The sequence below is a fragment of the Olleya sp. Hel_I_94 genome (genome assembly GCF_007827365.1).
Lineage (GTDB): Bacteria > Bacteroidota > Bacteroidia > Flavobacteriales > Flavobacteriaceae > Olleya.
The window spans coordinates 1,230,795-1,255,318 of sequence record NZ_VISI01000002.1; the positions used below are offsets into that span (position 1 = coordinate 1,230,795).

The window sequence follows — 24,524 nt, forward strand, 5'->3', positions numbered from 1 at the left end:
AAAATGAGTGCTAATATGTCTTCAGAAATAGAAAAAGTTGTTACCATCTTAAAACAAGGTGGCATTATATTATATCCAACTGATACTGTTTGGGGTATTGGTTGTGATGCAACTAATGCTAATGCAGTACAAAAAATTTACAAACTAAAACAACGCCAAGACAGTAAAGCACTAATCTGTTTAGTTAATAACTATAGCATGCTAGAAAGACACGTTGACAATGTCCCAAATATGGCGTATACTATTTTGGATATTGCTGACCAACCAACCACAGTTATTTATGACGCTCCAGCAGGAGTTGCAGAAAACTTAATAGCAGAAGATAACACCTTAGCCATACGTATTGTTAAACACAAATTTTGCGAAAAACTAATAAAATACTTAGGTAGACCATTAGTTTCCACCTCAGCAAATATATCAGGCCAACCAACACCAAAATCCTTTGAAGAAATTAGCGAAGCTATTTTAAAAGGTGTGGATTATGTCGTAAATTTGCAAAGCGAAAATAAAAACGCAAAACCCTCTACCATTATCAAATTATCTAATAAAGGAGAGGTGAAAATTATTCGTGAGTAAATTTACAATGAATTATAAAGACGCCTTACAAAATCCGATATTCAAAATTATTTCTGAAGCCTCTAAAAACTTAAATTTAGACAGCTATGTTATTGGTGGTTTTGTTAGAGACTACCTTTTACAAAGAGGAAATGCTAAAGATATTGATATTGTTGCAGTTGGTAGCGGAATTGAATTAGCCAGAGCTGTTGCACAACTATTACCTAATAAGCCTAAAGTGCAAGTTTTTAAAACTTATGGCACAGCAATGTTGCGCTACAAAGATGTCGAAATAGAGTTTGTTGGTGCTAGAAAAGAATCCTACAATGAAGATAGTCGCAATCCAGTTGTAGAAAACGGAACGTTACAGGACGACCAAAATCGTCGTGATTTTACAATAAATGCTTTAGCTTTAAGTTTGTCACAAACTAACTTTGGAGATTTATTAGACCCTTTTAATGGCATACAAGATTTAGAAAACAAGATTATAAAAACACCTTTAAATCCTGACATTACCTATAGTGACGATCCATTACGCATGATGCGTGCTATTAGATTTGCAACGCAACTAGATTTTATAATAGAAGACGAATCTTTAAATGCAATTACAAGAAACAATAAACGCCTTGATATAATTACCAAAGAGCGTATAATTGTAGAACTTAATAAAATATTAGAAAGTCCTATACCTTCTAAAGGGTTTTTACTTCTAGAAAAAACAAAACTTTTATATCACATTTTACCAGAACTTACCAATCTAAAAGGTATAGACGAGGTCGAAGGTCAAACCCATAAAGACAATTTTTACCACTCATTAGAAGTGGTTGACAACATTGCTAAAAACACAGATGATGTTTGGCTACGTTGGGCAGCATTACTACACGACATTGGTAAAGCACCAACCAAACGCTTTAGTAAAAAAGTAGGTTGGACTTTTCATGGTCATGAGTTTGAAGGTTCAAAAATGGTATACCATTTATTTAAACGTTTAAAAATGCCACTAAATGACAAAATGAAATTTGTCCAAAAAATGGTGTTTATGAGTTCCAGACCTATAGTCTTAGCGCAAGATATAGTAACAGACTCGGCAGTAAGACGTTTAGTCTTTGATGCAGGAGATTTTGTAGACGATTTAATGACGCTTTGCGAGGCTGATATCACCACAAAAAACCCTAAACGCTTTCAAAAATATCATAACAATTTTAAGATTGTTAGAGAAAAAATTATTGAAGTTGAAGAAAAGGATCATGTCCGAAACTTTCAACCGCCTGTTTCAGGTGAGGAAATCATGAAGACATTTAATTTAAAACCTTCAAAAGAAATTGGTATAATTAAAGAAGCCATTAAAGAAGCAATTCTGGAAGGTGATATTCCTAACCAACATGAAGCAGCTTTTAATCTAATGTTGGAAAAAGGAAAACAACTAGGACTAACCGTTAATTAATTTGGATGATGTTAGAATTACGTAAAACCAATTCTGATAATACCGACTTTAAAAGTCTTGTCAAACAATTAGACGATTTTTTAAAAATCACAGATGGTGATGACCACGCATTTTACAACCAATATAATGGATTGCAAAACATTAACAACGTTATAATTGCTTATAAAGACAACACTGCTATTGGCTGTGGTACCTTTAAAAAATTTAGTAAAAATACAGTCGAAATAAAACGCATGTTTACCACAGAAACAGCCAGAGGACAAGGAGTTGCAACACAAATACTGCAAGCATTAGAGCAATGGGCTAAAACATCAGGTTTTACATTTAGCATTTTAGAAACAGGAATTAGACAAATAGAAGCGATTAATTTATATAAAAAATGTAATTATCAAATCACCGAAAATTACGGACAATATCAAGGTGTAAGCGAAAGTTTATGTTTTAAAAAAGAATTGTAAATAAAAAAAGAAAAAGGCAATGAAAAAAGATAACAAAAAAGTCATCTATTGGTTGTTAACAGGATGTGTATTAATTTTTATTATGGTTATTGTTGGTGGTATTACACGACTAACGCATTCTGGCTTATCCATTTCAAATTACAAACTTATTTCAGGTACCATTCCGCCAATGAATGATGTCGAATGGCAGGAGGCTTTTGATTTGTACAAACAATATCCTGAATATCAAAAATTAAATACACACTTTACTATTGAGGAGTTTAAGGATATTTATTTTTGGGAATGGATCCATCGTGTTATTGGACGTTTTATTGGTTTGGTGTTTTTCTTACCGTTTTTATACTTTTTAATTACCAAGCAACTTACCAAACCTACCATTAAAAAATCCATTGGTTTAATGTGCTTAGGTGCATTACAAGGTTTTTTAGGATGGTATATGGTTAAAAGTGGCTTAGTGGATAGACCTGATGTTAGCCATTATAGATTAGCTATGCACTTAACTACAGCATTTATAACCTTTTCGGCTACTTTTTGGGTTGCATTAGACTTAATGTTTCCGTTTAATAAAATTGTAAATACAGGATTTAACAGGTTAGTAAAACTAGGGATGTTGGTCCTTTTAATACAAATTATTTATGGTGCTTTTGTTGCTGGATTAGATGCAGGTTGGGTACATAACCATTGGCCAATGATGAGCGAAGGAAAATTTATCCATGAAAGCGTATATATTGAGCGTGATAGTTTATTTGCTAACTTAACAGAAGGTAAAAGCGGTGTGCAATTTGTACATAGGACGTTAGCTTATATTGTTGTTGTGTTTATTTTATTAATTTATTTTAAAGGAAAAAAACATATCGAAACCAATTACCAACGCAGAGCATTAAACGTATTATTATACCTAGTATTTTTTCAATTTATTTTAGGCGTTTTTACTTTAATATTACAAGTTCCGGTTTGGTTAGGTGTTGCGCATCAAGTAGGTGCCTTTTTATTACTTAGCGCAATGACATTTACGTTACATCGCTTTAGTAAATAACACCTAAAAGCAGTATCTTTACACCCTTATTTTATTATTATGATTTACAGATTTAGAGTAATACTAGACAACGATACAGAAGAAGATATTTTTAGAGATTTTGAAATTCGCGAAAGCGACACTTTAGAAGACCTACATAACGTTATTACGCAATGTTTTGGCTTTGATGGTAATGAAGTCGCTTCGTTTTACTTAAGTGACGACGAATGGAATCAAGGTGAGGAAATTAGCCTTTTTGACATGAGTGACGGAATAAATGATGTTAGATTAATGAATGAAACTAATCTATCTGACACTGTCCATGAAGCACAAACTAAATTAATTTACGTCTATGACTTTATGAATATGTGGACCTTTTTTGTTGAATTAGCTGAAATTGTTGAAGTTGCAGAAGGTGTTGATTATCCAAACCTAATGTATGTACAAGGTCAAGTTCCTACTGAAGCTCCTGACAAAATATTTGAAGCAGAAAGCAATGATGATGATTATGATGAATTTGATGACGATTTTAACATCGATGATTACGATAATTTGGACTTTGAGGAAAACTGGAATTAAAAATCTTTTGTATTAACGTCTTCATAGTTACGTTTTACAAACTCCAGAGCATTTCTTAAAATCCCACCCATATTTTCACTTTTTTTAAACTCTAAATCCATGGTATATTCATGGATTTTGGTTTTTAATAGCGCTATATTTTCTTCATTAGATATAACATCATGTGTCATACAATCTAGCAATCGCTCCAAACGATCGTTATAACTAATCATACGCTTAGCCACGATACTGCGTTCTTCAATTTTATATTGATCGATAGACTCCTTTTTAAACTTACTAACGACCAACTCTACCAAGCGCAGATTTTCTTTAAAAAACTGAGGTCTGTATACCTTAAACTTACCTTCATAACATTGTTGGTCAAAATCTATGGCTCTAATTTTAAACACCACATGATCAAAGTCATGGGTTGGCACAACTACGTAATTATAAGAGCGCATATCACCAAGTAGCCTGATCATACAACGCTCGTTAAACTTAACAAACTCTTTTGCTATTTGGGATTTTTCAGATTCAGAACAGTCATCCAACATGGTTTCAATAAATACATCTCCAGGGATTCCTGCAATATGCTCTTCGATTAAAGTATTACCATGTACCATAAAATTTAATTGATATGGAGATAACATATGCTCTAATTCTAGACCATAAATACGAGAAGCGTCTGCTTTTTTGACATAAAAATAGGTGTAGTTGTCATTTAAAACATTTCGGATTTTTATTCTAAAAGGTTTAGAGTTTCCAAAAGTACAATAATCAATAGCGTCAATATTTAAAAAGGCATTACTGGTTTCGTTACCATCAGAATGCAGTCTACTGTATACTTTTTTTAGACTTAAATCAATTTCTACTCTATCAAATTCACTAAAGTAAACACGTATCCACAGCGTATCGTTATCATCTTTATCATAAACGGTTACAGAACCTTGAAAACGCAAAAGGTCATCATACAGTATTGTAATTTTAGAGTTTCGGTTATAATCAGACAAATAACTACTCAATCTATCATTAATTGGGTAGGATGGTTTTTTCTTGGAAATTTTTAAATCCTTCATAAGTTTTTCTGTCATTCAAATTTATAACTAATTTTTAAATTGTAACATTTTTACCAATCAATCGTCTTACTTTTAAACCAATCAAAAAACCACACCTCTTGGAAACAATTTTAACCATTAGTAATCTAACTAAAAAATATGGCAATTTAACTGCTGTAAACAATTTATCCTTTACCATTAAAAAAGGAAATGTCTATGGCATTTTAGGACCTAATGGTAGTGGTAAATCAACTACTTTGGGTATCACTTTAAATGTAGTTAATAAAACCAGCGGAAGCTTTAGTTGGTTTGATGGACAAACATCCACGCATAATGCTTTAAAAAAAGTAGGTGCTATTATTGAGCGTCCCAACTTTTATCCATACATGTCTGCTTACAAAAACTTAAAGTTAGTTTGTAAAATTAAGGAGATTAGTGAGGACAAAATTGACGAAAAACTTGAACTAGTTGGTTTATTAGATAGAAAAGAGAGTAAGTTTAAAACCTTCTCGTTAGGGATGAAACAGCGTCTAGCTATAGCATCTGCCCTATTAAACGATCCTGAAATATTAATTTTAGACGAACCCACAAACGGATTAGACCCTCAAGGAATACATCAAATTAGAGCTATTATAAAAGATATTGCAAGTCAAGGCACAACCATATTATTAGCTTCACATTTATTAGATGAAGTAGAAAAAGTTTGCTCTCATGTAGTTGTACTTAGAAAAGGTCATAAATTATATGAAGGACCTGTAGACCAAATGATATCTAGTGAAGGTTTTTTTGAACTAAAATGTGATAATCCAGAACACCTTGTAACCTATTTAAATAGCCATCAAAATATAAAAAACACCAAAGTAACAGATGATCTAATTACTGCCTTTTTAGATGCACCAATGTCTGCATCGGCTTTTAATAAAGAATTAATTGATAACGGAATAGCCTTGTCACACTTAGTACTTAGAAAAGAAAGTTTAGAAGAACAATTCCTTCAACTTACTGACAATTTAGAGGACCAAAACTAATCAATCAAAACAACCAATCATGTTACGACTTTTACAAATAGAATTACAAAAACTTTTAGAAAATAGGATTAGCAAAATCTTAATTTTCTTTTCATTTATATTACCCTTTTTTATCATATTACTATCCTCGTTCAAAATTAATTTCTTTGGGCTTTTTACCATAGATTTAGGTAGCGTTGGAATTTTTGATTTTCCGTATATCTGGCATATCACCACATTTTTTGCTGCACTGTTTAAGCTGTTTTTTGCTATAGTTGTAGTAAGCATGATAGGTAATGAATATAGTAACAAAACCATAAAACAAAATTTAATTGATGGTCTAAGTAAAAAAGAATTTATCCTGTCTAAGTTTTACGCACTGCTATTTTTTTCATTAATATCCACACTGCTTGTTGGTATGCTAACCTTAGCAATTGGATTGTATTATAATAGCGATAGTGAAGCGTACTATATGTTTAGCGAAAGTATTTTTTTACTAGCCTATTTTGTCAAACTAATTGGCTTTTTTAGCTTGTGTCTGTTTGCTGCAGTGTTAATAAAAAGATCTGCTTTTGCACTAGCCTTCTTGTTTATACTATTTATTGTAGAATGGATAATATATGGTATTATATTAAAAAACTATGATGATGATATAGCAACTAAAATACACAACTACTTTCCATTAAAATCTATGTGGAAATTAATTGACGAACCTTTTAGACGTATTGTAGCCATGAAGTCTCCAGAAAAAGTAGATCTAGTCTATGACTTTGCAGTACATTGGCAAGAGATAGGTATTGTTGCGGTTTGGACTACAATTTTTATTTACTGCTCATATAAGCTATTGCAAAAAAGAGACCTATAATTGATAAAACGTTTTTAACATCAGACATTTATATTTAAGATAAAATTATAATATCTTTACTAGCATTAGCTAGAAAAAAGAAATGAAAAAGATATTATTAATTTTTGCTGTACTATGTGCAGGTACATTATCTGCTCAAAACGAAGCTGCCAACTGGTATTTTGGAAATAATGCAGGTATTACATTTGATACTTCAACCAATGAAGTTAGTGCTTTAACAGATGGACAATTATCTACTGAGGAAGGTTGTACAAGTATATCTGATAGTACAGGTAATTTATTATTTTATACAAACGGAGAAAATGTATATGACAGACAGCATAATATTATGCCGAATGGAACTGGTTTATTTGGTAATCAATCCAGTACACAATCTGCTATAATAGTACCTAAACCTGGTGACCCAAATATTTACTATATTTTTACCCAAGACACTTCTTTTGAAGGGACTCTTGACAGTGGTTTTAATTACTCCATTGTTGATATTTCACTAAATAGTGGCTTTGGTGATGTTACTGCTAAAAATCAATTTTTATTACATAAAGCTAGCGAAAAACTAAGTGCTGTTTTAAAAGATTGCGAATCACAAAATATTTGGGTAGTAGCTTTTGGTAGTAATGATGCTTTATCAAATTCGGGTGCTACAGATACTAACAATAACACCTTTTATGCTTTTGAAGTCAGCGCAACAGGCATTAATACCACACCTGTAATTTCCACATTACCATATACTGTAAACCAAAGACGAGGATATTTAAAATTTTCACCAGACGGAACAAAAATTGCTATGGCTAATATTAGTGATGGACTACGCTTACTGGACTTTGATCCTGCAACTGGTATTATTAGTAACTCAATTACTATAGCTACTAATATTTCGCCTAGCGGAAAACCACAAAACCCTTATGGTGTCGAGTTTTCTCCCAACAATCAAATATTATACGTCACCACTTATTACGAAACTAGTGGTTCTAATTTTGATAATCCAAGTGCACAATATGGTGCTTTATTACAATATGATTTAACTGCCACTAATATTAGTGCAACAGAAGAAGTATTAGACCAAAGAGTAATGTACAGAAGCGCTTTACAACTTGGACCAAATGGTAGAATTTACCGATCATTAAGTGCGACATACAACCAAGGGACTCCTTTTTTAAGCGTTATTAACAACCCTAACAATCTTGGTCAATTAGCAGACTATCAACATGCTGTAATTGATTTAATGGGTCGATCCTCTAGACAAGGACTTCCTCCTTTTATAACCTCTTACTTTTCAGAAAAAATAGACATTATTCCAACAGATGACCAAAACACCGTCATATTACCTTTATGTACTGGAGATACGTATACTTTAGTTGCCGAAGCTATTCCAGGAGCAATTTATACTTGGACTAAAGACGAAGTCCCTATCCCAACTCCAACTATTCCATATGAGTTATTTATTGATGAAGCAGGTAATTATGAAGTCGTTATAGATCCAAGCACTAGTGACTGCGAGATTAAAGAAGGTCAAGCCATAGTAAGTTATTACGATATACCACTAGCAACACAACCAAGCGACTTAATTATTTGCGACGATAATAATGATGCAACCTCAACATTTGATTTGCAATTGCAAGATGCCAGTATATTAAATGGTCAAGATCCAATGCAATATAGTGTGCACTATTATTTATCTCAAATGGATGCAGATTTAGACGAAAACCAATTAGAAAGTCCATACACTAACTCTAATCCTATTGAAACCATTTTTGCTAGGGTTTATAATATTAATAATCCTAATTGTTTTGACACAACTAGTTTTAATTTAGAAGTCTATAATACGCCTACCATAGCTACACTAGTAGATTTGGCAGTTTGCGATGATATTACTGATGGAGATGACTCAAATGGACAATCAACTGTAGATTTATCCACTTATAATGCTCAAGTTTACAACTCCTTAAGTCCTGCTGTTTATGATATTTCTTATCATAACACGCAGTTAGATGCAGATGATAATACAAATCCATTACCAACAAATTATTATAACACGACGCCTTTTAACGAAACAATATATGTTAGATTAGAAAACAGTAATAATACCGACTGTTATGCTACCTCAAGTTTTGTTATTAATATAAACCCTGTACCAGAAGCTAATAACCAAATCTTGTTTCAATGTGATGAGGATGGTGTTCCGGATGGTTTTACAACTTTTAACTTAAATCAAGCCATTCCTGATATTACAAATAACGCAATTAATACAAGTACCACTTTTTATAGCAGTATGACTAATGCGGAAACAGAAACTAATCCTTTAAACGCTGAAGCCTATAATAATGCTTCCAATCCGCAAACAATTTATGCTGTTGTCACTAATACCACTTCAAGTTGCAAAGCAATCACTGAAGTTGTTTTAGAAGTTAGCGTAACACAAATTTCGGATTATAATGCACCAATAGTGTGTGATGAATTAGGATCTGAAGATGGTATAAACACCTTTAATTTGAATGATTTTTCTGCAGACATGCTAACGCTTCTACCTACTGGAATAACCATAAATTTTTACGAAACCTATGATGATGCTTTATTAGAAACAAATGCATTACCATTTACATACAATAACACGACGCCTTATAATCAAACAATTTATGCTAGAGCAGAAAACGATAATGCTTGTTACGGTATAAACCAAGTATTTTTGACAGTTAAACCATTACCTCAACTATCCGATGATCAAACCATCTTATATTGTTTAAATGAATTTCCTGAAACAATACAATTAAGTGCATCAACACCAACAAATAATAACTATTATTATGATTGGTCTACTGGCGAAACTACTGCTACAATAGACATAAATACAATTGGAACTTATACTGTAACTGCTACTACAGTTGATGGCTGTTCTAAAACTAAAACTATTATTGTAGAAGCGTCTAACGTAGCTACTATTGATAATATTGAAGTAATTGATGGCACTTTAAACAATAATATTATAACAATTTTAGCGTCAGGAGAAGGTAATTACCTTTATGAAATAATAAATGCAGAAAATTTATCATCTGGTTATCAAGAAAGTAATATCTTTAATAACGTAAAACCAGGTATTTATACCGTAAATGTCAAGGATACAAAAAACAATTGCGGTACTGTAAATCAATTATTTTCTGTAGTTGGATTTCCGTTGTTCTTTACACCAAATAACGATGGAAAAAATGATTATTGGCAAGTATATGGTGTGTCGTCTCAGTTTCAACCAAACTCGTTAATTCAAATTTTTAATAGATATGGTCAATTGTTAACAGAGTTTACACCAACAAGTAAAGGTTGGGATGGTACGTTTAACGGACTGCCTGTACCAACAAATGATTATTGGTTTACTGTAAAACTACAAGATGGTAGACTTTATAAAAGTCATTTTACTTTAAAAAGATAAAATATGAAGAAACAAATATTATATACAACCGTAATGCTGTGTATTACTATTTGTTTTTCACAAAATGAAACAGCAAACTGGACATTTGGAGAAAATGCTGGCCTTAATTTTAATTCTGGATATCCTTTACCTTTAGGTGCTTCTCAGTTAAATACTACCGAAGGTTGTGCTAGTATGTCTGACACTAGCGGAAACTTGATTATCTACTCTGATGGATCAACCGTATGGAACAAAAACCATGACATAATGACTAATGGATTGGATTTGCTAGGTAATGACTCTAGCACACAGTCTGCTATAATTATCCCAAAACCTAATAGTGACACCATCTATTATATTTTTACGGTAGACGACAGAGCTGGATCTAATGGCTTAAGGTTTTCTGAAGTTGATTTGTCTTTATCTGGTGGTTTAGGTGCAGTAACAGCTAATAAAAACATCTTACTAGAATCGCCTATTACAGAAAAACTTACAGCTGTCGAAGCGTCTAATGGTGAAGACATTTGGGTTATTAGCCACAGATGGGAAAGTAACGAGTTTGTTAGTTATCTGGTTTCAGATTTAGGTGTCTCAACAACACCTGTTGTATCTGGTATTGGAACATATTATGGAGGAGATATTAATCAAACCATAGGATATTTAAAAGCCTCTCCTAATAGAGAAAAAGTAGCTTCGGTTGTAAGTTATGTTAGTCAAGTAGAAGTATTTGATTTTAATGCGCTAACTGGACAACTCACAAATCCTGTTTATATTCCTAATTTAAGCACAAATAATCCAGGATTTTATGGTTGCGAGTTTTCACCAGATAGCCAATTACTTTATGTTAGCGAGTTAAATTATGATACAAACCTTTCCTTTATCCATCAATACAATTTAGGCTTAAATTCTGCGTCAAGCATAATTGCATCTGATGTTATCGTTGGACAAAGAACTGGGTCTTTTGGTGCCTTACAACAAGCGTTGGATGGAAAAATTTATGTTGCTGAGTTTGACCGAACGTCTATGGCTGTAATTACAGATCCTAATACTATTGGTGTGGATTGTAATGTATTGTCAGGATTTGTAAATTTAAATGACAAGATATGTCAATTAGGATTACCACCTTTTATTCAATCTTATTTTTACGCTACAAACATATTTAATAATACATGTTTTGGTGATGTCACAGAGTTTTATACAGAATTTAGCACAAGCATAGACGCCATACAATGGGATTTTGGAGATCCTGCTTCTGGCATTAACAACACCTCAACATTACTAAATCCAACACATGTTTTTTCAAGTTATGGCACCTTTAATGTTACTATAAATTTTGTTGTAGATGGTCAAAACCAAACCCTTTACAGATCCTTAACTATTACTGATAAACCACCTGTTTTAACTTTAGACCCATTATATAGCTGCGAAACGGACAATCTATTTAATCTACAAAATGCAATACCATCATCTTACTTGAGTCCAGATTATAATATTGCATATTTTGAAACTTTAGAAGATGCGCAACAGAAAGAAAATAATATAGTAAATTTTAGTAATTACGACGCAACAAGTACTAACCAAACAATCTACATAACACTATCTAATGGAACGTTTAGTGATTGCTTTTCTATAAGTACGCTAGATTTAGTAACCGTTTCTGCTCCAATCGTAGCTGATGAAGATGTTTTTTTGTGTAAAAATTCAGTCTCAGATTTTGTTACTATTGATGTCGGATATTTAGATTTACCACATAATCAATATTCATTTTTGTGGTTATCAAGTTTAGAAACCACACCACAAATTGATGCATTTCAACCTGGTGAATATATTGTAAGAATCACACTTTTAAGCAGCATAACAACCACTAATCCTGAAGGCTGTTATGCTGACCGATTGGTAACAGTTACAGCTTCAAGCATTCCTTACATAGAAGAAATTATTACAAATAACACAACAATAACGGTTATGGTTTCAGGTTTGGGTGATTATGAATATGCTTTGGATAACATAAATGGTCCTTATCAAAACGAAAACATTTTTGAAAACACCACTGCTGGTAACCACATAGTTTATATTAGAGATAAAAACCATTGTGGTGTTGCCGAAGCACCAATCTGGTTAATAAAATTTCCAGATTATTTTACACCAAATAATGATGGTAAAAATGATTATTGGCAAGTCGAAGGTTTAAGTGACAATTCTAAAAAAAACGCACTAGTTCAAATTTTTGATAGATATGGCAAATTGTTAAAACAATTTAAGCCTTCTAGCATTGGTTGGGATGGCAGTTTTAATGGCTATCCAATGCCAACTAACGATTATTGGTTTGTAGTAACCTTAAGTAATGGTTTAATTTATAAAAATCATTTTACATTAAAACGCTAGTTATTCGTACATTTAAGCATGAAACGCTATTAGATGTATCGTACAATTATTGCTTTAATACTATTTACCTTATCAACGCAATTTACCATTGCGCAAGATATAACCCTGTTTCAACAGTTTAATGGACGTTATGATTATATAGCAATTGGAAACACTTTAAATCAAGCCGAAAATAATTTATCGCAATCCTTTTGTAGTATTTTACCTTCGTCTCAAGCAAGTCTAAACTTGCCTATGGACAGCAACATAATATCTGCATATTTGTTTTGGTCAGGCTCTGGACCAGGAGATACTGAAGTCTCATTAAATAGCCAAACAATAATTGCAGAAGACACTTATAATGTTACTTATAATGCTGGATCTGATGGGTTGCTTACTTACTTTGCTAGCTATGCAGATGTTACCAATTTGGTAATTACGCATGGTAATGGCGACTACTTATTTGCAAATTTAGATATTTCAGAAGTACTAACCTCAACAGCTGGATATTGTAATAATAGGACCAACTATGCAGGATGGAGTCTTTATGTTATTTTTGAAGACAGTACACTTCCTTTAAATCAAGTAAATCTATTTTTAGGATTAGAAATTATTAATGGAGACGTACAAAACAAAACTATCGTTTTAGAAAATGTTAATGTCCTTGATAATGACAATGCCAAAATTGGTTTTTTAGCTTGGGAAGGTGATAATGCCTTAAACTATGGCGAATCCCTATCTATTAATGGTAATGTATTATCCAATCCTCCTCTTAATTTAGCAAACAATGCTTTTAATGGCACCAATACTTTTACTAATGCTACTGATTTTTATAATGCAGATTTAGATGTTTACAATATAGAAAACAACATCGCTATAGGAGATACAGAGGTTACAATTAACTTAACAACAGGAGGTTTAGATTCTAGTGGAACTTTTAGAGCCGATTTAATAATAATCAATAATATTATTACGGTTTTAAATAGTCAATTACCAGACGTTACTATCCAATTAAATAATTACCAGGTTACTTGCAATGATAGAATTTTAACTGTAAACTACTCTGTATTTAATTATAATAGTACAGACAGTTTGCCTGCAAATACACCTATTGCTTTTTTTATAGATGGTATTCTGGTAGCACAAAATCAAACCATCAATACAATATTAATTGGTGGAGAGGAAACCAATCAAATCAGTTTCCAGGTTCCAAATACTTTTACTGATAACTTTATTTTAGAAATTGCAGTGGATAATGATGGTACCTATAATGGTATTGTAACAGAAACTAATGAAGTTAATAATGATACCTTTGAAGTAATACAGCTAATACCTTTACCGCAAACCATACAATTAAATCCATTATTAGCATGTGATGAAGGTTATAATAAGTCGCATTATGATTTAACTAAGACATTAAACCAAATAGACACAACCATTTATCAGGATTTTTTATTTTTTGAAACTTTAGAAGCTATTTCTAATAATACCAATATAATAAATCCCAGTAATTATTTTTCAAACAACACACCTCAAACCATATATATTACAGCTATGACTGATATTTGTTTTGACATATTTAAATTTGATTTATTTACAGAACATTGTCCTCCATATATACCTCAAGGCTTTTCTCCAAACCAAGATACTAATAACGACCATTTTAATATACAAGGTTTATATACCATTTTTGAAAATCACGAATTATTAATCTACAATCGTTATGGCACTTTAATATTTAAAGGTGATGACAATTTAAAGTGGCATGGTCAAATAAACCAAGGTCTAAATAACCAAGGTAAAATAGTACCTGTAGGCACCTACTTTTATGTACTGAATTTAAATGACCCAAAATATAAAACAAAAACAGGTTGGGTTTACGTAAACTATTAAGGAACAAACAATTAATTTAAACTTTTAATCGATAATTATTGCGTTTAATCGATAATTAACGTATCATTGCACATTATAACGATGAAATATGTTATTCATCGTGATTTAAATTCCCTTATTGTCAATGAAACTTAACCTACAAACCCCAATCATTGCTACATTTATCTTGTTTTGCTTGTCTACTCATGCACAACAAATTACAGTAGACGACTCATTTACAGCCCAACAACTTGTAGAAAATAATTTAGTACAAGGTTGTGTTGAAGTAACAAATATTACATCTACCATTAACGGAAATGTTAATGGATTTTCCAGTTTTGGTTATTTTGAAAATGCAAGTTCAGGTTTTCCTTTTGAAAACGGAATAATGCTATCCACAGGTAGCGCTACATCAGCAGGAAACACACAAAATACTAACCCTTTAAATGAAGGGACTGTTGCTTGGGGTACAGATCCTGATTTAGAAGCTGCTTTAGGCATAGACAATACCTTAAACGCAACCTCTATACAATTCGATTTTATTTCTACATCAAGCAATGTTCAATTTAATTACATTTTAGCTTCAGAAGAGTATTTTGCTGAATATCCTTGTTTATACTCGGATGGTTTTGCTTTTTTAATTCGCGAGGCAGGAAGTGGTAATCCTTATCAAAACATTGCAGTAGTTCCCGGAACGTCTACTGCTGTAAATACAAATACAATTCATGACGAAATCGTAGGTTTTTGTCCTGCAGAAAACAATGCCTATTTTGAAGGTTATAACATTGGAGATACAAATTTTAATGGTCGTACAACTGTTTTAACTGCTTCTGCAAGTATATTACCTAATGTACAATACAATATAAAATTAATTATAGCAGATCAAACAGACCGAAACTTTGATACAGCTGTTTTTATAGAAGGAAATAGTTTTACAGATAGTGTAAATCTTGGAGATGATATAACAACATGTGATGCTACAGTAACTCTAGATGCCAATACAGACAATCCTTTAGCAACTTACACTTGGTTATTTAATGACACTGTTATCACAGGAGAAACCGGAAGCACGTTATTAGTAAATACTGACGGTAATTATAAAGTAGAAATTACTGTACCTTTAAATGCCGATTTTTGCACGTTTGAAGATTCAGTAAACGTTACACTTAATAGCATACAACTTGCAGATACATTAACAGACATAATTGTATGCGACGATGTGTCTAACGATGGAGAAGAAAACTTTGATTTATCTATTAAAATATCGGAAGCTGAAGCTGCTTTACCAAGTGCATCGTATACTACAACGTTTCATCTTAATCAAACCGAAGCAGAAAATAACACAAATGCCCTAGTAAATTATTTAAGTACAACGTCAACACAATCTGTATTTTACCGCGTTCAAGATGATGCTTCAGGATGTGTGTATATTGGTACGTTTAATCTTATAATTAACCCTTACTTAACTATAACCAATCCAACACCTTTAACTGTATGTTCTGCAGGAGGTGCTTCTGTGCCACTTACAGATAAAGATGACGAAATATCAAATGGTAACAGTAATTATAATGTTAATTACCACTATAATTTGGCTGATGCCGAAAGTGGATTAAACCCAATAGCTTCGCCTTATACTCCTGCTACTAGTACTGAAACATTATATGTTAGTATTATAGATATAACTACGGGATGCAATACAACCACAACTTTAGACATACAAGTCAATGTTAATCCTGCAATAAATCCAGACACGCAAATGTTAGACGCTTGTGATTCTGATGGAGATGGCTTTGACACCTTTGATTTAACTCAAAATATTGATGATGTACTACAAGGCTTAACTAATGTAACTGTAACATATCACGAAACATTGGATGATGCTAATAGTGGTTCAAACCCTATTGCTAATCCGACCAACTTCCCTAATACTACAGATTTTCAGCAAACTGTTTTTATCAGAGTAGAAGATAACACAACTGGTTGCGCATCTGTAGTACCATTAGAGATTCACACTTTTTTATTAGAAACAGGTACAGAAATAATAGATTATTTTGAATGTGATGATCCATCAAATGATGGTATTGTGGATTTTGATTTATTACAAGTAGCTGAAGCCATAATTAATGGATTAGAAGATGTTACTATTGACTTTTACGAAACTGAAGCAGACCAATTGGCTAACATAAACCCAATTAATCAAAATGTACAGTATGTTGTAAATGCGTCGCCAAAAACATTATACATTATATTAAATAGCTTAACGTGTACACACAACGCAACTATACAATTAATAATCAACGATGGGTTTGATATTCAAACACTAACCTCTCAAGATTATTGTGACACAGATGACGATGGCTTTACTAGTATAGATTTACATACGTTTGATGATTACGTTGCAACAGATATTGCAGGTGGAACGGTTTCTTATTTTGAAACTCAAGCAGACAGTCAGTCTAACTCAAACCCTTTACCTGCGTTTTATTACAATACAGTTAATCCATTAACGGTTTATGTACGTGTACAAAACGAGAATGGTTGCAGTGCTACATCAAACCTAACAATTAATGTATTACCTGCTCCAACGACAACAACTCCTGATAACATATTGGTATGTGATGACGATCAAGATGGTTTTTCTATAATTGATTTATCAACTACTATTAATCAAATGGTATCTGACACATCAGACAGAACAATCACATTTCATAACTCTCAAGTCAATGCTCAAAGTAATACAGATGCCATAGCAGATTACCAAAACTACAATGCTAATACGCAAATGGTTTTTGCAAGAATAGAAAACAGTATTACTGGTTGCTATTCTATTGAGGTTATCACTATTTATGTAAATACATTACCTGTTTTTAATCCAATAACAACATTAATTAATTGTGAAACTGATGGTAATCAAATTGGAGAGTTTATTTTTATTGATAAAGATGCAGAAATATTAAATGGACAAATTGGTAAAGAAGTTCTTTATTATTTATCGCAAGCTGATGCAGATAGCAACAGCAACGCTATAGACAAAACAACCGTTTTTGAAAATACATCAAACCCTCAAACCATATATGTTCGTGTTCAAAATTATACAAATACAGATTGTTATGGTACCTCATCTTTTCAAATAGAAGTGGGTTCTAACCCAATCTACAACAATCCTACAGATATATTTGTTTGTGACGATGTTAGTAATGATGGCTTTGAAACCTTTAATCTTTCAGAAATTTCAACACAAATCAGTGCAGGTTCTCCTGAAACGTTAAGCATCACTTACCACCTTAATATGGCTGATGCCGAAACACAATCTAATCCATTACCTAATAACTTTACAACAACTGTTAATCCACAGCAAATTTTTGTTACTGTAGATAATGGTACTTACTGTAAAGGCATTACTAGTTTTGAGTTTAACGTTATTGCTGTACCACAAACTAATGTAGCTAGTGCATTACAACAATGTGATGATGATTTAGATGGCTTTAGTAGTTTTGATTTAACACAATCAGAAGTAGAGGTTCTATCTATTAGACAAGACAATATTGTAATTGAATATTTTACATCTGTTACAGATCTAGAGCTTGGAACAAATCAAATTAGTGATCCTTCTAATTTTACCAACACATCTAATCCACAGACTGTGTTTATTAAAATATCTAATACTGTATCTAATTGTTATGCACAAATACCTTTAGATTTAATTGTAGACGTGCCTCCTACTATTACTCCAAACGTGGTTTTAGATATTTGCGAAGATGCTACTTTTACATATAATTTAAACAATGCACTAAATGCATTGATTGACACAACATTAGACATTCAAATTGCTTATTATGCTAATCAAGCAGATGCTCAATCAGAACAAAATCCATTAAATACAAATTACGTTTATAGTGTAACAAATAATACTGTATTTGCTCGTGCTAACTACACAGGCAGTACTTGTTTTACTATTCAACCTTTTGTTTTGGCAGTAAACCCAACACCTAATTTAGGTACATTGTTAGATTTACAAAATTGCGATGATGATTTTGACACATTCTCCATCTTTGATTTAAGTCAACAAACTCCTTTTGCATTAGATGGACAAAACCCTAGTGACTTTAGTGTATCTTATTTTACAACACAAAACGATGCTATTAATAATACAAATGCATTAACAGATTTACTTGTAGACTCAGAAAACAACACACTATATTATGTAAGAATAGAAAACAACGCTACAGGATGTTTTAACACCACTAGCTTTGCGACTATTGTTAGCAGAAAACCAGAAGTAGACATTGAAGACCAAGTGTTATGTTTAGAAAACTTACCATTAATAGTAACTGCCGAAACTAATATCCCAACAGACAGTTATAGCTGGTCTACAAGTAGTAGTTTAAGTTATATTGAAATTACAGAAACAGGAACATACTCAGTAACCGTTACATCACAATTTGGCTGTACTTCTACAGCTACTTTTACCGTTTCAGAGTCAGAAGCTGCAACTATTGACTTTACCGAAACAGTAGATTTTTCAGACCCAAATAATATTACAGTAACCGTTTCTGGTATTGGTGATTATTTATATCAGCTTGACGACTTAGACCCTCAAGACTCTAACATTTTTGGTAATGTACCAATTGGTCCACATACAATAACTGTAATAGATTTAAATGGATGTAACTCAACAACCAAAGAGGTAGTTATAATAGATGTACCAAAATTTGTTACACCTAATGGTGATGGCTATTTTGATTATTGGCATATTACTGGTGTAAACCAACTTAAAGGTACTGTGGTTAATATTTACGATCGTTATGGTAAATTACTAAAAACATTAACACATGCTTCTCTTGGATGGGATGGCAGATATAATGGCAACTTAATGCCTGCAAGTGATTATTGGTACGTTGCAGACATAAAAAAAGGCGCTATAGCGTTTCAGAAAAAAGGACATTTTACACTTAAGCTTTAACATTTCAAATTTCATTTAACAAAAATTGTTTTTTTACCTTTGCAAACCATTAAAAAGGTATGCAAAAAAGACTCTTTATTATTCTATTTTTAATTGTAAGTTTTTCATCTGCTCAAAACGTAGTTACAGATGTTCAAACCTATACACCTCAGCAACTTGTAGAGGATATCTTAATTGATAGTAGTTGTATTACAAATGTACAAGTAACTAATGTTGTTGGTGGTAATTTTGGAGGATCAGACCAAAGTTATGGATATTTTGACGCCACAGGTACCACATTTCCTTTTCAAAGCGGAATTGTTTTAAGTACAGGTCGTTTAAGTAATGTTGATGGTCCTAACGATTCTTTAAGTGATGATGATGCTGCTGGTTGGGATGGTGACCAAGATTTGGAGATTGCACTAGACGAAACTAATACTTTAAATGCAACCATATTAGAGTTTCAGTTTACCTCTGAGGCTACACAAATTAGCTTTAATTATATTTTTGCTTCAGAAGAATATCAAGAAAACAACGCCAATACATGCCAATATTCTGACCTATTTGGATTTTTAATTCGTGAAATAGGCACAACAGACTACGAAAACATTGCACTTGTTCCTGGCACTCAAGTTCCTGTAAAAGTGACAACTGTTCACCCAGAAATACCTGGCGGTTGTCAAGAAGAAAACGAATTTTATTTTGGAAGCTGGAATGATAATACTGCACCAATTAACTTTAATGGTCAAACCAAAGTCCTGTCTGCAGTAGCTAACACAGTACCTAATACCACTTACGAAGTTAAATTGGTAATCGCAGATGAACAAAACTACAGATATGATTCTGCTGTATTTTTAGAAGCTGGAAGTTTTGAATTAACTACAGATTTAGGTCCAAACTTACTTGAGTCTACAAACAACGCACTATGCGAAAACCAAAGCATAGACCTAGATGCCACACAAACTGGAGCCATAATTTACAAATGGTTTAAAGATGGTACAGAGCTTCTTACTGAAGTTAATCCTATCCTAACAGTAGCAGATACTGGAACTTATAATGTAGAGGTAACCTTATCCAATGGTTGCATATCTTATGGCGAAATTGTGATTGAGCAGTTTCCTGCACCTACAACCATAAACACAACCTTAACCCAATGCGATTTAGAGCAAGATGGCATAACAACTTATAATTTATTTGATACAGATCAAACCATTACTGTTGGCAATCCAGATTTATCTATCATTGGTTTTTATAATGCGTTAACAGATGCAGAACAACAAATAAATGCCATAACAACGCCTGATAGTTTTCAAAATACTACAATCAATCAAGTGGTTTACGCTTTAGTTATAAATAATTTATCCAATTGTACAGCTATAAGTCAGATAACGTTACAAATTTCAAATAATAATTTACCTACTTATAATTTAGACGCTTGTGACGATGCCATAATTGATGGATTAACCACTTTTGATTTAAGCCAAGTAAGCACCCAAATTACACCTTTAGTTCCAGCAGGAGCTACTGTAAATTATTATTTAACGCAAGAGGACGCTTTCGCGGAAAACAATCCGTTGCCAACAAACTTCGACTCTACAATTCCAGATTTTCAAACCATTTATGCACAAGTAACCACTAATGGATCGGATTGTTATGCTGTAACAGACGTTAACTTAAATGTACTTTTTACACCAGAAATTTCGGAAAACGAAAGCTTTGAATATTGTTTAAATAATTTTCCTGAAACCATAACCTTAAATGGAGGAGTATTAAACGACTTACCAAATAACTATTACTACCAATGGTTATTAAACGGAGTAGACACTGGAGTAAACACCTCTTTTATTGAAGCAAACCAAATAGGAGTTTATACTGTTATTATTACAGGCACCAACGGTTGCTCAAACACCAGAGACATAACAGTTACTTCAATTGAAGCACCTATTATTGAAAATGTAGACTATACAGAATTAACAACCAACAATACAGTGACGGTAACGCTATCTAACACAGGAGATTTTGAATATACTTTAGACAATGGGACATATCAACCCTCTAATTCGTTTTCAAATGTGTCTCCAGGCATTCATACAGTTTATGTTAGAGAAATTGATGGCTGCGGAATGTCAGAGCAAACCATTGCCATCTTAGGCTTTCCACAATTTTTTACTCCAAATGGAGATAATTACAATCAATTTTGGAAACCAATAGGTATTAATGATGCTTTTAATACGGATTTAGATATTAAAATATTTGATCGCTATGGTAAGTTAATTCATCTTTTAAATCCACAATCTTCAGGTTGGGATGGTACTTTAAATGGCCAATTATTACCTAGTAATGATTACTGGTATTTAGTTTCTAGATCTAATGGTCAAAAAATCAGAGGTCATTTTAGTTTAATTCGTTAGTGCTAATTATCTAGATAATAAAGTAAAATTACTTTTATCGAAAAAAACCTCTAATAAATGAAAATAAAAATTTAGCAGCTCCTATAAATCCTGCTATTTGCATTGACACTACGCCTTCATTTAAAGCAATAATACCAACAATAATAAATACAACTGCCAAAATCAAATTAAGAAAACCGAATTCTCCCCAATCCGGTCGATTGACTCTAAAATTGTTCTTGCTTTTAAAAAGCTTAATACCCAAATATCCAATACCAATAAAAATAAATAATGTTATTAATTCAGCCCAAATTGGAGCGTCACTTGGTTTGCTATCAAGCAAATTTACAAGACCTACAAAAGTAAATAGAGTACTTACAACAATTAATATGATGCCTATAATTTTTTTCATGAAATGAAACCTACCATTAAAACTGTTTTAATATACTAATTATCAGTTAATTAAAAATGAAATATGTAGTTTTTTATAAAAACTTATATTTTTTATAATTTTAGTAGTTTTTGGCTATAAACCTTAACCTTCCTTTAAATAAATATCTGCTTAATATTCTGTAATTTTACATTATGAAATTCAAAATCAAATCAGAGTTTAAACCCACAGGAGATCAACCTCAAGCAATCAAACAATTGGTTGGTGGATTAAATGGACAAGATAAATACCAAACGTTACTTGGTGTTACAGGTTCTGGTAAAACATTTACTGTTGCCAATGTTATTGAAGAAACACAAAAACCAACATTAGTTTTAGCACATAACAAAACATTAGCTGCACAGTTATACTCTGAGTTTAAACAGTTTTTTCCTGATAATGCTGTCGAGTATTTTGTGTCTTATTATGATTATTACCAACCTGAAGCTTACATACCAACTTCTGGTGTGTACATAGAAAAAGATTTATCTATCAACGAAGAGATAGAGAAAATGCGATTAAGCACAACCTCTTCCCTATTATCTGGACGTCGTGATGTAATTGTTATAGCTTCAGTATCTTGTTTATATGGTATTGGAAATCCAGTCGAGTTTCAGAAAAATGTTATTTCCATTGAAGTTGACCAACAAATTTCGCGCACCAAATTATTACATCAATTAGTACAAAGTTTATATTCACGTACGGAAGCTGATTTTAAACATGGAAATTTCAGAATAAAAGGAGATACAGTGGATATTTTTCCAAGTTATGCAGATGATGCATTTAGAATTCACTTTTTTGGAGATGAAATTGAAGAAATTGAATCCTTTAATATTCAAACAAACGAAATAGTTGAAAAATACGATAGACTAACAATCTATCCTGCAAATATGTTTGTAACCTCTCCTGACGTGTTACAAAATGCTATAAAATCTATACAAGACGATTTAGTTAAACAATACGATTACTTTAAAGAAATAGGAAAACACCTAGAAGCAAAACGATTAAAAGAACGTACCGAGTTTGATTTAGAAATGATACGCGAATTGGGTTATTGTTCTGGAATTGAAAACTACTCACGTTACCTTGATGGTCGTGAGCCTGGTACACGTCCTTTCTGTTTATTAGATTATTTTCCGGATGATTATTTGATGGTTGTTGACGAAAGTCACGTGACTGTATCACAAGTACACGCTATGTATGGTGGTGACCGAAGCAGAAAAGAAAACTTAGTCGATTACGGTTTTAGATTGCCTGCTGCAATGGACAACAGACCTTTAAAATTTGAAGAGTTTGAAGCCTTGCAAAATCAAGTAATTTATGTAAGTGCTACTCCAGCAGATTACGAGCTTCAAAAAACAGATGGACTTTATGTGGAGCAAGTGATACGTCCAACAGGTCTATTAGACCCTATAATTGAAGTTAGGCCTAGCTTAAATCAAATAGATGATTTAATTGAAGAAATACAACAGCGCATTGAACAAGACGAGCGTACTTTAGTTACCACTTTAACTAAACGTATGGCTGAAGAATTAACCAAATATTTAAGCCGAATCAATATTAGAGTGAACTACATACATAGTGATGTGGATACTTTAGAGCGTGTCCAAATCATGCAAGATTTACGTAAAGGTATTTATGATGTTTTGGTTGGTGTAAACCTACTACGTGAAGGTTTAGATTTACCAGAAGTCTCTTTAGTAGCTATTTTGGATGCGGATAAGGAAGGATTTTTAAGATCTGCAAGATCTTTAACCCAAACCGTTGGTCGTGCAGCACGAAACCTTAACGGAAAAGCAATTATGTATGCTGACAAAATAACTAACAGTATGCAAAAAACTATTGACGAAACCGAATATAGACGTGAAAAACAAATAGCCTACAATACAAAAAACAAATTAGTGCCTATGGCATTAAATAAAAGCTTAGATAGTGCTTTAACACAAAACTCTGTTAGTACTTATAGTTATGAGTTGGAAGCTGCACGTGCTGCAGAGCCTGAAAGCGAATATTTAAGTAAAGGTGATTTAGAAAAGAAAATTAGAGAAAAACGTAAAATGATGGAGGAAGCTGCCAAACAATTAGACTTTATTATTGCAGCTAAATTACGTGACGAAATTAAAATGTTTCAAGGTAAACTTGAAGAGTTGAAAGCCTAGTTATATT

The 24,524-nt window shown here is 32.4% G+C and carries 15 protein-coding genes; 13 read left to right on the top strand and 2 right to left on the bottom strand.

Annotated features, from left to right (window positions below; all coding sequences use genetic code 11):
• Positions 1-15: 15 nt before the first annotated feature.
• Genes JM82_RS08745 through JM82_RS08765 form a run of 5 tightly spaced genes read left to right on the top strand, consistent with a single transcriptional unit; the run spans position 16 to position 4,051 of the window.
• Complete coding sequence (locus JM82_RS08745) at positions 16-576, top strand: L-threonylcarbamoyladenylate synthase (protein ID WP_261375345.1); 561 nt, start codon at positions 16-18, stop codon at positions 574-576.
• Positions 577-583: 7 nt separating this feature from the next.
• On the top strand, positions 584-1,999 hold the full coding sequence (locus JM82_RS08750; RefSeq protein WP_145006708.1) for a CCA tRNA nucleotidyltransferase: 1,416 nt from the start codon (positions 584-586) through the stop codon (positions 1,997-1,999).
• Positions 2,000-2,004: 5 nt separating this feature from the next.
• Entirely contained in the window at positions 2,005-2,457 is a 453-nt protein-coding gene (locus JM82_RS08755) for a GNAT family N-acetyltransferase (RefSeq protein ID WP_315897453.1), read from the top strand.
• A gap of 19 nt (positions 2,458-2,476) precedes the next feature.
• Positions 2,477-3,493 carry a COX15/CtaA family protein gene (locus JM82_RS08760; protein ID WP_145002411.1) on the top strand — a complete coding sequence of 339 codons (1,017 nt, stop codon included), beginning with the start codon at positions 2,477-2,479 and terminating at the stop codon, positions 3,491-3,493.
• Between the two features lie 39 nt (positions 3,494-3,532).
• Positions 3,533-4,051: an IS1096 element passenger TnpR family protein gene (locus tag JM82_RS08765; RefSeq protein WP_145002413.1), complete on the top strand. Its 519-nt coding sequence runs from the start codon at positions 3,533-3,535 to the stop codon at positions 4,049-4,051.
• Here JM82_RS08765 and JM82_RS08770 read toward each other — a convergent pair.
• Positions 4,048-5,121 (bottom strand): hypothetical protein, encoded by a 1,074-nt coding sequence (locus JM82_RS08770; RefSeq protein WP_261375346.1) that lies wholly within the window; start codon positions 5,119-5,121, stop codon positions 4,048-4,050. The genes JM82_RS08765 and JM82_RS08770 overlap by 4 nt on opposite strands.
• Before the next feature lie 83 nt (positions 5,122-5,204).
• On the opposite strand from JM82_RS08770, the gene JM82_RS08775 reads away from it, so the two are divergent.
• From JM82_RS08775 to JM82_RS08805, 7 genes are all read left to right on the top strand, one after another.
• Positions 5,205-6,113 (top strand): ABC transporter ATP-binding protein, encoded by a 909-nt coding sequence (locus JM82_RS08775; protein WP_145002415.1) that lies wholly within the window; start codon positions 5,205-5,207, stop codon positions 6,111-6,113.
• A gap of 19 nt (positions 6,114-6,132) precedes the next feature.
• Positions 6,133-6,957, top strand: a complete 825-nt coding sequence (locus JM82_RS08780) for an ABC transporter permease (RefSeq protein ID WP_145002417.1) — start codon at positions 6,133-6,135, stop codon at positions 6,955-6,957.
• A gap of 82 nt (positions 6,958-7,039) precedes the next feature.
• A complete protein-coding gene (locus JM82_RS08785; RefSeq protein ID WP_145002419.1) occupies positions 7,040-10,381 on the top strand; it encodes a T9SS type B sorting domain-containing protein in 3,342 nt (1,113 codons plus the stop codon).
• 3 nt (positions 10,382-10,384) lie between these two features.
• Entirely contained in the window at positions 10,385-12,745 is a 2,361-nt protein-coding gene (locus JM82_RS08790; protein WP_145002421.1) for a T9SS type B sorting domain-containing protein, read from the top strand.
• 33 nt (positions 12,746-12,778) lie between these two features.
• Positions 12,779-14,617, top strand: a complete 1,839-nt coding sequence (locus JM82_RS08795; protein WP_145002423.1) for a gliding motility-associated C-terminal domain-containing protein — start codon at positions 12,779-12,781, stop codon at positions 14,615-14,617.
• Positions 14,618-14,741: 124 nt separating this feature from the next.
• Positions 14,742-19,559: a T9SS type B sorting domain-containing protein gene (locus JM82_RS08800; protein WP_145002426.1), complete on the top strand. Its 4,818-nt coding sequence runs from the start codon at positions 14,742-14,744 to the stop codon at positions 19,557-19,559.
• A 59-nt stretch (positions 19,560-19,618) separates the two neighbouring features.
• A complete protein-coding gene (locus JM82_RS08805) occupies positions 19,619-21,949 on the top strand; it encodes a T9SS type B sorting domain-containing protein (RefSeq protein ID WP_145002429.1) in 2,331 nt (776 codons plus the stop codon).
• A 34-nt stretch (positions 21,950-21,983) separates the two neighbouring features.
• Here the strand turns inward: JM82_RS08805 and JM82_RS08810 are convergent, their stop codons facing one another.
• A complete protein-coding gene (locus JM82_RS08810; RefSeq protein ID WP_145002432.1) occupies positions 21,984-22,340 on the bottom strand; it encodes a hypothetical protein in 357 nt (118 codons plus the stop codon).
• Between the two features lie 173 nt (positions 22,341-22,513).
• Here JM82_RS08810 and uvrB point away from each other — a divergent pair, with 173 nt between their 5' ends.
• On the top strand, positions 22,514-24,517 hold the full coding sequence (gene uvrB, locus JM82_RS08815) for an excinuclease ABC subunit UvrB (RefSeq protein ID WP_145002435.1): 2,004 nt from the start codon (positions 22,514-22,516) through the stop codon (positions 24,515-24,517).
• The last annotated feature ends 7 nt before the right edge of the window (positions 24,518-24,524 follow it).